General features: G+C 70.0%; 13 protein-coding genes. 11 read left to right on the top strand and 2 right to left on the bottom strand.

The features are described 5' to 3' along the window. The first annotated feature begins 34 nt into the window (after positions 1-34). From surE to ACW7GZ_RS00840, 4 genes are read left to right on the top strand one after another with little or no spacing between them, the layout of a single operon-like run. The gene (surE, locus tag ACW7GZ_RS00855; RefSeq protein ID WP_457001720.1) at positions 35-820 is read left to right on the top strand and encodes a 5'/3'-nucleotidase SurE; all 786 of its coding nucleotides are present in this window, start codon (positions 35-37) and stop codon (positions 818-820) included. Continuing rightward, the gene (locus ACW7GZ_RS00850; RefSeq protein WP_457001722.1) at positions 817-1,500 is read left to right on the top strand and encodes a protein-L-isoaspartate(D-aspartate) O-methyltransferase; all 684 of its coding nucleotides are present in this window, start codon (positions 817-819) and stop codon (positions 1,498-1,500) included. The genes surE and ACW7GZ_RS00850 overlap by 4 nt, the downstream gene beginning before the upstream one ends. Positions 1,501-1,505: 5 nt before the next feature. Further along, positions 1,506-2,183 (top strand): exopolysaccharide biosynthesis protein, encoded by a 678-nt coding sequence (locus ACW7GZ_RS00845; protein WP_457007338.1) that lies wholly within the window; start codon positions 1,506-1,508, stop codon positions 2,181-2,183. A gap of 38 nt (positions 2,184-2,221) precedes the next feature. Next, positions 2,222-3,013, top strand: coding sequence for a peptidoglycan DD-metalloendopeptidase family protein (locus ACW7GZ_RS00840; protein WP_457001726.1), 792 nt, complete (start codon positions 2,222-2,224; stop codon positions 3,011-3,013). A gap of 95 nt (positions 3,014-3,108) precedes the next feature. Here the strand turns inward: ACW7GZ_RS00840 and ACW7GZ_RS00835 are convergent, their stop codons facing one another. Together ACW7GZ_RS00835 and yhbY are read right to left on the bottom strand one after the other, a co-directional pair. Continuing rightward, entirely contained in the window at positions 3,109-3,486 is a 378-nt protein-coding gene (locus ACW7GZ_RS00835; protein ID WP_457001728.1) for an Mth938-like domain-containing protein, read from the bottom strand. Positions 3,487-3,499: 13 nt separating this feature from the next. Then, positions 3,500-3,805 (bottom strand): ribosome assembly RNA-binding protein YhbY, encoded by a 306-nt coding sequence (gene yhbY, locus ACW7GZ_RS00830; RefSeq protein WP_457002843.1) that lies wholly within the window; start codon positions 3,803-3,805, stop codon positions 3,500-3,502. 69 nt (positions 3,806-3,874) lie between these two features. Here yhbY and rlmE point away from each other — a divergent pair, with 69 nt between their 5' ends. The 7 genes from rlmE (at position 3,875) to hflX (ending at position 12,069) form a co-directional block, all read left to right on the top strand. Further along, positions 3,875-4,507, top strand: a complete 633-nt coding sequence (rlmE, locus tag ACW7GZ_RS00825) for a 23S rRNA (uridine(2552)-2'-O)-methyltransferase RlmE (protein ID WP_457002845.1) — start codon at positions 3,875-3,877, stop codon at positions 4,505-4,507. A gap of 30 nt (positions 4,508-4,537) precedes the next feature. After that, the gene (gene ftsH, locus ACW7GZ_RS00820; RefSeq protein WP_457001730.1) at positions 4,538-6,454 is read left to right on the top strand and encodes an ATP-dependent zinc metalloprotease FtsH; all 1,917 of its coding nucleotides are present in this window, start codon (positions 4,538-4,540) and stop codon (positions 6,452-6,454) included. Between the two features lie 233 nt (positions 6,455-6,687). Next, on the top strand, positions 6,688-7,587 hold the full coding sequence (folP, locus tag ACW7GZ_RS00815; protein WP_457007336.1) for a dihydropteroate synthase: 900 nt from the start codon (positions 6,688-6,690) through the stop codon (positions 7,585-7,587). A gap of 145 nt (positions 7,588-7,732) precedes the next feature. After that, a complete protein-coding gene (gene putP, locus ACW7GZ_RS00810) occupies positions 7,733-9,238 on the top strand; it encodes a sodium/proline symporter PutP (protein ID WP_457001734.1) in 1,506 nt (501 codons plus the stop codon). A gap of 69 nt (positions 9,239-9,307) precedes the next feature. Further along, entirely contained in the window at positions 9,308-10,255 is a 948-nt protein-coding gene (gene miaA / locus ACW7GZ_RS00805; RefSeq protein WP_457007334.1) for a tRNA (adenosine(37)-N6)-dimethylallyltransferase MiaA, read from the top strand. Between the two features lie 149 nt (positions 10,256-10,404). Then, positions 10,405-10,689, top strand: coding sequence for an RNA chaperone Hfq (gene hfq, locus ACW7GZ_RS00800; RefSeq protein ID WP_457001738.1), 285 nt, complete (start codon positions 10,405-10,407; stop codon positions 10,687-10,689). A 60-nt stretch (positions 10,690-10,749) separates the two neighbouring features. Beyond that, entirely contained in the window at positions 10,750-12,069 is a 1,320-nt protein-coding gene (gene hflX, locus ACW7GZ_RS00795) for a ribosome rescue GTPase HflX (protein ID WP_457001740.1), read from the top strand. Positions 12,070-12,140: the final 71 nt, after the last annotated feature.

Below are 12,140 nucleotides of genomic sequence, written 5' to 3'. Positions count from 1 at the left end.
ACCCGCCGCGTCGCCTTCCGCTATCATTGCGGCAATGAAAATCCTCGTTAGCAACGACGACGGCGTCGACGCCCCCGGCATCCGCGCACTCGCCGCAGGCCTGCGCGCCGCGGGCCACGAGGTCACCGTCGTCGCCCCCGATCGCGACCGTTCCGGCGCCAGCAACTCGCTGACCCTGGACCTGCCGCTGCAGGCCGTGCAGCTGGATGCGTCTACCTGGCGCGTGCACGGCACACCGACGGACTGCGTGCACGTGGCGATCACCGGCATGCTCGAGGACGAGCCCGACATCGTGGTCTCGGGCATCAACGACACCGCCAACCTCGGCGATGACGTGATCTACTCCGGCACCGTGGCCGCGGCGATGGAAGGCCGCTTCCTGGGCCTGCCCGCGGTGGCGGTGTCGCTGGTCACCGGTGGCAAGCCCGGCCAGCACTACGACACGGCCGCGCGTGCCGCGGTCGAGATCGTGGCGCGGCTGAAGGCCGACCCGCTGCCGGCCGACACCATCCTCAACGTCAACGTGCCGGACCTGCCGTGGGCGGAGATCGAAGGCTTCGAAGTCACGCGCCTTGGCAACCGCCATCGCGCCGAGGCCTGCATCCCGGCGCAGGACCCGCGCGGCCGCCATTTCTGGTGGATCGGCGGCGCCGGCAAGGAGCAGGACTCCGGCCCCGGCACCGACTTCCACGCCGTGCGCACCCGGCACATCGCGATCACCCCGATCCAGGTCGACCTGACGCGCTACCAGGCGCTGGAGCAGGTCGCCGCATGGGTCGGCGGGCTGGAGCTGGCGCTGCGCAACGGAGCCACGCCGTGACCCCGCGGCTGCGCCTGCAGCCCGAGGCGCTGGGCATGGGCATGACCTCGCAGCGCGTGCGCGACCGCCTGATCGAGCGCCTGCGCGACAACGGCATCGCCGACGAGCGCGTGCTCAACGCCATCCGCACCGTGCCGCGCCACCTGTTCATCGACGAGGCGCTGGCCACCCGCGCCTACGAAGACACGGCGCTTCCGATCGGCCACGGCCAGACCATTTCCCAGCCCTGGGTGGTGGCACGGATGACCGAAGCCCTGTTCGCCGACGGCGCGCATCCCGAGCGCGTGCTCGAGGTCGGCACCGGCTCGGGCTACCAGGCCGCGATCCTCGGCGCGCTCGGCCTGAAGGTCTACACCGTCGAGCGCATCGGCGACCTGCTGCGGGTGGCGCGCAAGCGCTTCCGCTCGCTGGGCCTGAACGTGCGCAGCAAGCATGACGACGGCCGCATCGGCTGGCCGGAGGAGGCGCCGTTCGACGGCATCCTGGTCACCGCCGGCGCGCCGGCCCTGGTCGATGCGCTGACCGCGCAGCTCGCCCCCGGTGGCGTGCTGGTGGCGCCGGTCGGCGCCGGTGGCGCGCAGTCGCTGCTGCGCCTGCGCAAGGATGCCGACGGCCGTATCACCCAGGACACGCTGGCGAGTGTCGCCTTCGTGCCGCTGCTTTCCGGCCTGGTGGACTGACCCGCATGGCTGATCCAATGCAGGACTCCAGGCGCGCGCCGGACCCCGCCAGCGACACCGCCGGCGACGGATCCCTCCGCACCCAGCTCGAAGGGATCATCGCCAGGCTGCCCAGCGGCTCGATGACCCTGGGCGAGCTGCTCGCCGTGATCGGCGACGAGGGCCTGCTGGTGCTTTCGATCCTCTTGACCCTGGTGTTCCTGATCCCGGTGTCGATTCCCGGCGTGAGCACGGTGTTCGGCGCCGCGATCCTGCTGGTCGGCCTCAGCCGGCTGTCGGGCCGCCCGCTGTGGGTGCCGCGGAAGCTGGCCGAGCGCTCGCTGCCCGCCGACCGCCTGCGCCCCGCGCTCACCGGCGGCATGTCCTGGGTGCGCCGGCTTGAGCGCATCAGCCGCCCGCACCGCATGGCCGGCGTGGTCGACGGACGCGCGCAGCAGCTGTTCAACAACCTCGCCTTCATTTTCGCCGCGCTGCTGCTGATGGCGCCGTTCGGATTCGTTCCATTCAGCAACACCATCCCCGCGATCGCACTGCTGCTTTACGCTGTCGGCTTCATCCAGCGCGATGGCGGTGCGGTGCTTCTCGGCCATCTCGCTACCATCGGTACCGTGGTCTACTTCAGCGTGCTGATCGGTGGCAGTGGATTCGCCCTACAGCACATGTGGCAGCGTTTCGCCGACTGATGCGTCCCGCCATGCCCAACCCGGAGGTCCACTCGCGCATGCCCCCGATCCGTCGACTTGTCCGCATCGCCCTGGTTCCCGCCATCGCCGCGCTGCTGGTGCTTGCCGGCTGCGGAACGAGCAAAGTGGTCCGCGAAGGCGGAAGCGCCAGCGCGCGCAGCTCCACGCCCAAACCGGGCCAGACCATCACCGTGCGCAGGGGCGACAACCTCTATCGCCTGGCCACCAGCAACGGCATCAGCGCGCTCGACCTGGCGATGTGGAACGGCATCGCGGCGCCGTACACGATCTATCCGGGGCAGACCCTGCGTCTGTACCCCTCCGCGGGCACGCGCACGTCCACTGCGTCCAGGGGGCGCACGGGAAGCACGGCGCGCCCACCCACCGACAGCCGCGGGCGGGTGGTCAGGCCCACGCAGGCACCGCCGCAGCCCACTGGTAGCGCCCCGCTCAAGAGCGCCGTGGCCTGGCGCTGGCCAGCCGAGGGCCAGCTGGTCAGCCGCTTCACCGAAGGCGACCCGACCCGGCAGGGCATCGGCGTGGCTGGCTCGGCCGGGCACGCGGTGCGCGCGGCCGGAGACGGGGTGATCGTGTATTCGGGCTCGGGCCTGGTCGGCTACGGCGAACTGATCATCATCAAGCACGACGAACAGTGGCTGTCGGCCTATGGCCACAACCGCAAGCGCCTGGTGGGCGAAGGCGATCGCGTGAAGGCGGGCCAGCAGATCGCGGAAATGGGCCGCACCGGCGCCGACCGCGACATGCTGCACTTCGAGATCCGCTACAACGGCAAGCCGGTCGACCCGCTGCGCTATCTGCCGCAGCGCTGAGCGCCATACCCGAGCCGCCGTAGACCACCCCTGCAGGAGCAGCTATAGCTGCGACCACCGTCAGGCTCGCGCCTGAGCCGCCGGCATGTCCCGGCTCAGTCGCTGGACAGGATGAACCCCGCCACCACCCGCCGGCCCTCGCTGGCCAGCACGTTGAAGGTGCGCGCGGCGGCGGCGTTGTTCATCGATTCCAGGCCCACGCCGCGCGCCAGGCACGCGGCCAGGGTGCGTGGCGGCGGGAATCCCTGGCTGTCGCCGGTGCCGATCACCAGCACTTCGGGCTCAAGCGCGAGCAGCGGCTCGAGGTCTTCCGGCGTCAGTCCGGCAACCGCGGTGGCCGCCCAGTCCTCGACCAGGCGGTCGGGAGCCAGGATGAAGCTGGCCTGCAGCTGGCGGTCGTTGACCAGCGCCGAGCGGCCGTTGGCGGCGCGCAGCACGTAGTCGTAGTCGGGGCGTTCCTGGACGAGATCCATGGCGAACCGGGCCTCAGGCCCGCGGCAGCACGATCTGGCGCTTTTCGCTGTTGGCCCGGTACAGCACCGCCACGTGGCCGATGCGCTGCACCAGCGTGGCGCCGGCGCGCGCGACCAGGGCGTCGATCAGCGCGTCGCGCTCCTCGCGATCGGCGGCAGCCACCTTCACCTTGATCAGCTCATGGTGTTCCAGCGCGCCGGCGACTTCGGCGACCACGGAGTCGGTCAGGCCCTTGCCCCCCAGCTGCAGCATCGCCTTGAGTCCGTGGGCCTGGCCGCGCAGGAAGCGGATCTGGGCGGAAGTAAGGTCGACGGTCATGGGGGTGGCGGTCATGTTCGGAAGGGCACGCAGGGTATCATGGCGGCCCGCATGCGCCCCCACGAAGCGATGGCCACCCGCAGCAGAAGCAGCCAGCGCTGGCTCCAGGAACACTTCGCCGACCCCTTCGTGAAGAAGGCGCAGGCCGAAGGCATGCGTTCGCGGGCGGCCTACAAGCTTGAAGAACTGGTCGATCGCGACCGCCTGCTCAGGCCCGGGATGACCGTGGTCGACCTCGGCGCCGCCCCCGGGGGCTGGTCGCAGTGGGTCCGCCAGGCGCTGGGCGACAGTGGCCGGGTGGTCGCGCTGGACATCCTGGAGATGCCGCCGCTGGCCGGCGTCGAGTTCATCCATGGCGATTTCCGTGAAGATGCGGTGCTCTCGCAGCTGGAATCGGTGCTGGACGGGGCATCGGTCGACCTTGTGTTGTCCGACATGGCCCCCAACAAGAGTGGTGTGAATGCCGTAGACCAGCCGCGGGCCATGTACCTGGCCGAGCTTGCGATGGATTTCGCCGATCGGCACCTGAGGCCGGATGGCACATTCCTGATCAAGCTGTTCCATGGTGTTGGGTTCGACGACTACGTGCGCGAGCTGCGGCGGCGCTATGCGAAGGTCGTGATCCGCAAGCCGGCGGCCTCGCGCCAGCGTTCGCCGGAAGTCTATGCGCTGGCGCAGGGCAAATTGGCCCACCCCAAGTAATATGGCGGCATTGCCGCGGAGCAGAGCTGAATGAATGACCTGGTGAAGAATCTGATGCTGTGGGTAGTGGTCGCCGTCGTGCTGATGGCGGTCTTCAACAGCTTCAGCCCCAAGGTGGCCGGCAGCCAGGACGTCATGTACTCGCAGTTCATGACCGATGTCCGCAACGACCGGATCAAGGCCGTGGACATCGCCAGCGACGAGCGCTCCATCCAGTTCCAGCGCAAGGACGGCAGCGCCGGCATCACCACCGCGCCGCGCCGCGACGAGCGCATGGTCGACGACCTGATCAACCACAACGTGGAGATCAAGCAGGCGCCGCCCGAGTCGGGCATCACGCTGTGGTCGCTGCTGCTCAACTTCCTGCCGGTGCTGCTGATCATCGGCTTCTGGTTCTTCATGATGCGGCAGATGCAGCAGGGCGGCAGCAAGGGCGCGATGTCCTTCGGTCGCTCGCGCGCCAAGCTGCTCAACGACGATCAGATCAAGGTCACCTTCGCCGACGTCGCCGGCTGCGACGAGGCCAAGGAAGAGGTGTCGGAGCTGGTCGAGTTCCTGCGCGATCCTTCGCGCTTCCAGAAGCTCGGCGGCAAGATCCCGCGCGGCGTGCTGATGGTCGGCCCCCCGGGCACCGGCAAGACCCTGCTCGCCAAGGCGATCGCCGGCGAAGCCAAGGTGCCGTTCTTCTCGATCTCCGGTTCCGACTTCGTCGAGATGTTCGTCGGCGTCGGCGCAAGCCGCGTGCGCGACATGTTCGAGCAGGCCAAGAAGCACGCGCCATGCATCATTTTCATCGACGAGATCGACGCCGTCGGCCGCCACCGCGGTGCCGGCCTGGGCGGCGGGCACGACGAGCGCGAGCAGACGCTGAACCAGTTGCTGGTCGAGATGGACGGCTTCGAGGGTGGCGAGGGCGTGATCGTGGTCGCCGCCACCAACCGTCCCGACGTGCTTGATCCGGCGCTGCTGCGCCCGGGCCGCTTCGACCGCCAGGTCATGGTGGGCCTGCCCGACGTGCGCGGCCGCGAGCAGATCCTGCAGGTGCACATGCGCAAGGTGCCGCGGGCCGACGACGTCGAGCCGATGGTGGTCGCGCGTGGCACGCCGGGCTTCTCCGGCGCCGACCTCGCCAACCTCGTCAACGAGGCGGCGCTGTTCGCCGCGCGCGAGAACGCCAAGGAAGTGCGTATGGATCACTTCGACAAGGCGCGCGACAAGATCCTGATGGGCTCCGAGCGCCGCTCGATGGCCATGAGCGAGGAAGAGAAGACCAATACCGCCTACCACGAGGCCGGCCACGCCATCGTCGGTCGCCTGGTGCCCGACCACGACCCGGTCTACAAGGTCACCATCATTCCGCGCGGGCGCGCGCTGGGCGTGACCCAGTTCCTGCCCGAGGGCGACCGCTACAGCTCCACCCGCGAAAGCCTGCACAGCCGCCTGGCCACGCTGTACGGCGGCCGCGTGGCGGAAGAGCTGATCTTCGGCACCGACAAGGTCACCACCGGTGCGTCGAACGACATCGAGCGCGCCACCAAGATGGCCCGCAGCATGGTCACCAAGTGGGGCCTGTCGACCGAACTGGGCCCGATCGCCTACGGCGAGGAAGAGGACGAGGTCTTCCTGGGCCGCTCGGTCACGCAGCACAAGAGCGTGTCCGACGAAACCGCGCGCAGGATCGACGAGGAGGTGCGCGACATCCTCGACAAGGCCTACAACCGCACCAAGGGCATCCTCACCGAGAACCTCGACAAGCTGCACACGATGGCCAAGCTGCTGCTCGAATACGAGACCATCGACGTGCCGCAGATCGACGCGATCATGGAAGGCCGCGACCCGCCGCCCCCGATCGGTTGGAACAAGCCCGCGGCAAAGGGCGATGACGGCGACGGCGACGGCGGCAAGCGCCCGCTGCCGATCTCGCCGGATCCGGCACCGCAGGCCTGAGTCACCCGGAAGGGGCGGGAAACCGCTCCTTCTTCATTTTTCTGTGGGAGCGGCTGCAGCCGCGATCGCCACCACGAAAACGCTGGAAGGCCGGGCTTCGAACCCGGCCTTTTTTTGGCCACGAGAATCCGCGCTATCTGCGTCATCCGCGTCCGAAAAAGCTTTCGAACCATCCCCACGACAGCCACCCACCGCCCCGGGCGATAATCCGGTTTTCCCCACCGGAGTGCGCCATGTTCGACACAGTCCCGACCATCGACTGCGCCGGTCGCCCGCTGCGCCTCGACCGTCCGCGGGTCATGGGCATCGTCAACGTCACCCCGGACTCCTTCTCGGACGGTGGCGACCATTTCGATGCCGACGCCGCGATCGCCCACGGCCTGCGGCTGGCGGAGGAGGGCGCGGACATCCTCGACGTCGGCGGCGAATCCACCCGCCCGGGTTCGGACAGCGTCGGCTCCGAGGAGGAAATCCGCCGCGTGCTTCCGGTGATCGAGCGCCTGCTGCGGGAGACCGCACTGCCGGTCAGCATCGACACGTGGCGCCCGGAAGTGATGCGCGCTGCGGTGGCCGCCGGCGCGGGCATGATCAACGACATCCGCGCACTGCGAGCCGAAGGCGCGCTCGACGCCGCGGCCGGACTTGGCGTGCCGGTAGTGCTGATGCACATGCTTGGCGAGCCGCGCTCGATGCAGGAGTCACCGGAGTACGACGACGTGGTCGGCGAGGTCCACCGTTTCCTTGCCGAACGCATCTTCGCCGCCGAAATGGCCGGCATCCCGCGCAGGCAGCTCATTGCGGATCCGGGCTTCGGCTTCGGCAAGACCACCGCCCACAACATCAGTCTGCTGGCGCGATTCGAGCGCTTCACCGAACTTGGCGTGCCCGTTCTGGCCGGCCTGTCGCGCAAGCGCAGCATCGGCGATCTCACCGGGCGCGAGGATGCGAAGGCGCGGGTGCATGGTTCGGTGGCCGCGCACCTTATCGCCGCGCAGCGCGGCGCGATGCTGCTGCGCGTGCACGACGTCGCCGCCACCGTCGATGCGCTGAAGGTATGGGCGGCGGTGGATGCGGTGCCGGCGCCGCGCGCCGCAACGCCGGCGCCCGCGATCTCCTGGCCGGACGACGCCTGAGCCCGGGCCGCCCGGGCGCGGACGCCACGCGTCCGGCCAGGCAATGGCACCAGCCACTGCGGTGTGCATCGCGGGATGCCTGCGTTAGGCTGGGCCACCGCTGGCGCCGGACGGGCGGTGGCACCGACCGGGGAGTCCTGCGCCCATGCTCCAGACCAGCACGCCGCTCATCATCACGTTCCTTGTCTATCTCGCCGGCATGGTGCTGATCGGTTTCTACGCCTGGCGCTCGACCAAGAACTTCGACGACTACATCCTTGGCGGCCGTAAGCTCGGCCCCACGGTGACCGCGCTGTCGGCCGGTGCCTCGGACATGAGCGGCTGGCTGATGATGGGCCTGCCGGGTGCGCTGTACGCCAGCGGCCTGGCCGAGGCCTGGATCGCGATCGGCCTGACCCTGGGCGCCTGGTTCAACTGGCGCTACGTCGCCGGGCCGCTGCGCGTGTACACCGAACGCACCGGCAATGCGCTGACCCTGCCCGACTACCTCACCAACCGCTTCAACGACCGCAACCGCTCGCTGCGGGTGCTGGCGGCGCTGATCATCCTGGTGTTCTTCGCGGTGTACTGCGCCTCGGGCGTGGTCGCCGGGGCGCGGCTGTTCGAGAGCGTGTTCGGCCTGCCGTACGCCCAGGCGATCTGGTGGGGCGCGGCGGTGACCATCCTCTACACCCTGGTCGGCGGCTTCCTCGCCGTCAGCTGGACCGATGTCGCGCAGGGCACGCTGATGCTGTTCGCGCTGGTGCTCACGCCGGTGATGGTGCTGATGGCCAACGGCGGCCTGGACGACAGCATGGAGCTCATCCGCGAGGTGGATCCCGCGCGCCTGGAGTGGGTCGGCGCGGGCGGGACCATCGCGATCGTCTCGGCGATTGCGTGGGGCCTGGGCTATTTCGGGCAGCCGCACATCCTGGCGCGCTTCATGGCCGCCGAAAGCGTGCAGTCGATCCCGAAGGCGCGGAAGATCGGCATGGTCTGGATGATCCTTTGCCTGGTCGGCTCGCTGATGGTGGGCTTCTTCGGCATCGCCTTCTTTTCGCTCCATCCAGATGCGGTCGCGCCGGTGGACGCCAATCCGGAGCGCGTGTTCATCACCGCCGTGGAGATGCTGTTCAATCCCTGGATCGCCGGCGTGATCCTCTCGGCCATCCTGGCCGCGGTGATGAGCACGCTGTCGAGCCAGCTGCTGGTGTGCTCCAGCGTGCTGTCGGAGGATTTCTACCGCGGCTTCCTGCGCAAGCAGGCCAGCCAGCGCGAGCTGGTGTGGATCGGGCGCGCGAGCGTGCTGCTGGTCGCGCTGGTGTCGCTGTGGCTGGCGCGCGATCCGGAAAGCCGCGTGCTGGGCCTGGTGTCGTACGCCTGGGCGGGCTTCGGCGCCGCGTTCGGGCCGGTGCTGGTGCTGTCGCTGTTCTGGGGGCGGATGACGCGCGACGGCGCGCTGGCCGGCATGGTGACCGGTGCGATCGTTGTGATCGCCTGGAAGCAGGTCGCGGTGGTGCGGATGGGCTTCGAGCTGTACGAGATCGTGCCCGGCTTCGCCGCGGCCACGCTTGCGATCGTCGCGGTCAGCCTGCTCGGGCGCGAGCCCGCGCAGGACATCCGCGACACCCACGACGAGGTGCGCGCCTCGCTGCGCGAAACCGGGTACTGAGCCGGCGGGCCGGCGCGGCCGTGGCCACGCGGCCCGGCCCCGCGCCGCGTCGTGCGGGATAATCCGCGCATGATCGACACCCGCCCGCCCGTCATCGCCCTGATGGGCCCGACCGCGTCGGGCAAGACCGCGTTCGCCATCGACTGCGCGCAGCGGCTGGGCGGGGAGATCGTCAGCGTCGATTCGGCCCTGGTGTACCGCGGCCTGGACATCGGCGCCGCCAAGCCCACGCCGCTGGAGCAGGCCGGCGTGCCGCACCATCTGATCGATATCCGCGATCCGTGGCGGCCGTATTCGGCGGCCGGGTTCGCCGCCGACGCCCGCGTCGCGATCGACGCCATCGCCGCGCGCGGCCGGATGCCGATCCTGGCCGGCGGCACGGGCCTGTATTTCCGCGCCCTGCTGCAGGGGCTGTCGGCGATGCCTTCGGCCGATGCCGCGCTGCGTTCGCAACTGGCCGAAGAGGCGGGCGAGCGCGGCTGGGCGGCGCTGCACGCGGAGCTGGCGCAGGTCGACCCGGTGGCCGCGCGGCGCATCCACGCCACCGACGCGCAGCGGATCCAGCGCGCGCTGGAGATCCATCGCCTGACCGGCCGCGGGATCAGCGAGTGGAACGCGGATCCGTTGCCGCCGAGGCTGCCGTACCGGGTGCTCAAGCTGGTGTTGGCGCCACGCGATCGCGCGGTGCTGCACGGGCGCATCGCGGGACGCTTCGATGCCATGCTCCGGGCCGGCTTCCTGGCCGAGGTCGACGCCCTGCGCGCGCTTCCGCAGCTGCGCGAACATCCCGCGCCGCTGGACCTGCCCGCGCTGCGCGCGGTGGGCTACCGACAGGCGTGGGAGCACCTGGAGGGCGCGACCGCTGCCGATGCGTTCCGTGACCGCGCGATCGCCGCCACCCGGCAGCTGGCCAAGCGGCAGATGACCTGGCTGCGCGGCGAGCTCGACGCCCGCTGGTTCGATCCCGCCACCGACACGGACCCGCTGGGGCGCGCACTCGATGGATTCCTCGGCTGAATGCCGTGCCGGCCGTCACGCCACCGCGCCACGCGCCGGCCACGGCGGCCCGGGTCGTATAAGATCGGCGCGTCGCCCCCGGGGAGCGGTTGGGCGACGCGGCATCCGCACCATTCCATAACAACAATAAATCAGCTGGGGAACACCGAATGTCCAAGGGACAGTCCTTGCAGGATCCTTTCCTGAACGCCCTGCGCCGTGAGCGGGTACCGGTCTCCGTGTATCTGGTCAACGGCATCAAATTGCAGGGAACGATCGAATCGTTCGATCAGTTCGTGGTGCTGCTGCGCAATACCGTCAGCCAGATGGTCTACAAGCACGCGATCTCCACCGTGGTGCCGGCGCGCAACGTGCGCGTGGGCCCGGGCGGCGGGGTGGTGCAGGCCGCCGACGAGGATGACGCGCCGGGCGCGGGCGCCGACGAGGCCGAATGATGCTTGCGTCGGCGGCATCAGGCCCCATGTCTGGGACCATGACATCCAGCCGACGACCGAATGCCCACTGAGCTCTTCGAGCGATCCCGCGGAGGCGAGAACGCCCTCCTGGTCCAGCCGCACTCCGGAGGGCCGCCCGACGAGGGCGTGCTCGAGGAGTTCGCCGAGCTGGCGCGCTCGGCCGGCGCCAAAGTGGTGCACGTCATGCCCGCGCGCATGGCGCGCCCCAATCCCGCGACCCTGCTTGGCAGCGGCAAGCTCGACGAGATCAAGGCCGCGGCCGAGGCCACCGGCGCCGACCTGGTGCTGATAAACCATCCGCTGAGCCCCGGTCAGGAACGCAACCTCGAGAAACTCCTGGAGCGGCGGGTCGTCGACCGTACCGGGCTGATCCTCGACATCTTCGCGCAGCGCGCGCGCAGCCACGAAGGCAAGCTGCAGGTCGAACTCGCCCAACTGCGCCACATGGCCACCCGCCTGGTACGCGGCTGGAGCCACCTGGACAGCCTGCGCGGCGGCTCCATCGGCCTGCGCGGACCCGGCGAGACCCAGCTCGAGACCGACCGCCGGCTGCTGCAGAAGCGCGTCGAACAGCTGCAGGCCCGCCTGGACAAGGTGGACGTCCAGCGCACCCAGATGCGCCGCTCGCGCGTGCGCAGCGAACTGCCGCGCGTGGCCCTGGTCGGCTACACCAACGCCGGCAAGTCGACGCTGTTCAACGCCCTGACCGGCGCCGACGCCTATGCCGCCGACCAGCTGTTCGCGACCCTGGACCCGACGGTGCGCAAGATCACCCTGCCGGGCGGCCACGTGGTGCTGGCCGACACCGTGGGCTTCGTCCGCGACCTGCCGCATGAACTGGTGGCGGCCTTCCGTTCGACCCTGAGCGAGGCCCGCGAGGCCGATCTGCTGGTGCATCTGATCGACGCTTCCGACCCGCTGCGCGACGAGCGCGTGGCCCAGGTGGACGCGGTCCTGGCCGAGATCGGTGCCGGCGACATCCCGCAGCTGCTGGTCTACAACAAGATCGACCGGCTTGGCGTGCCCGCGCGCCACGACCAGCCGCACGCCGGCGACCATGCCGACGAAGCCGCGGTCCGCGAGCGCGTATGGATTTCCGCCCGCGACCACGAGGGCATGGACCTGCTGCGCGCCGCGCTGGGCCGCCGCCTGGGCCTGCGCAGGCTGCACGGCGAAGTGCGCCTGCCGCCCGATGCCGGCCGCCTGCGCGCGCACCTGCACGAGATCGACGCCATCCGTGCCGAGGCACACGACGAGCACGGCTGGACGCTCGACATCGATCTTCCCCTGAGCGACGCCCGGCGGCTGGCGGCGCAGGCCGGCGGCGAACCCCTGCGGCCGCTGCTGCCCGCGGCCTGATGACGAAAGCACGCGCGCGGCCGACTTGCCGCACGCGCACCTTGTAGAATGTCCCTTCGCTGCCGGTCCCG

The sequence above is a fragment of the Luteimonas sp. A537 genome (assembly GCF_054052065.1).
Note: the sequence above shows the minus strand (reverse complement) of the source record. Positions and strands in the feature narration are given on the sequence as shown.

Excerpts from the sequence above, each read along its gene's own strand:
- surE (WP_457001720.1), top strand. The coding sequence starts at position 35 with ATGAAAATCCTCGTTAGCAACGACGACGGCGTCGACGCCCCCGGCATC.
- ACW7GZ_RS00845 (WP_457007338.1), top strand. The coding sequence starts at position 1,506 with ATGGCTGATCCAATGCAGGACTCCAGGCGCGCGCCGGACCCCGCCAGC.
- ACW7GZ_RS00840 (WP_457001726.1), top strand. The coding sequence starts at position 2,222 with ATGCCCCCGATCCGTCGACTTGTCCGCATCGCCCTGGTTCCCGCCATC.
- ACW7GZ_RS00835 (WP_457001728.1), bottom strand. The coding sequence starts at position 3,486 with ATGGATCTCGTCCAGGAACGCCCCGACTACGACTACGTGCTGCGCGCC.
- yhbY (WP_457002843.1), bottom strand. The coding sequence starts at position 3,805 with ATGACCGTCGACCTTACTTCCGCCCAGATCCGCTTCCTGCGCGGCCAG.
- rlmE (WP_457002845.1), top strand. The coding sequence starts at position 3,875 with ATGGCCACCCGCAGCAGAAGCAGCCAGCGCTGGCTCCAGGAACACTTC.
- ftsH (WP_457001730.1), top strand. The coding sequence starts at position 4,538 with ATGAATGACCTGGTGAAGAATCTGATGCTGTGGGTAGTGGTCGCCGTC.
- folP (WP_457007336.1), top strand. The coding sequence starts at position 6,688 with ATGTTCGACACAGTCCCGACCATCGACTGCGCCGGTCGCCCGCTGCGC.
- putP (WP_457001734.1), top strand. The coding sequence starts at position 7,733 with ATGCTCCAGACCAGCACGCCGCTCATCATCACGTTCCTTGTCTATCTC.
- miaA (WP_457007334.1), top strand. The coding sequence starts at position 9,308 with ATGATCGACACCCGCCCGCCCGTCATCGCCCTGATGGGCCCGACCGCG.
- hfq (WP_457001738.1), top strand. The coding sequence starts at position 10,405 with ATGTCCAAGGGACAGTCCTTGCAGGATCCTTTCCTGAACGCCCTGCGC.
- hflX (WP_457001740.1), top strand. The coding sequence starts at position 10,750 with ATGCCCACTGAGCTCTTCGAGCGATCCCGCGGAGGCGAGAACGCCCTC.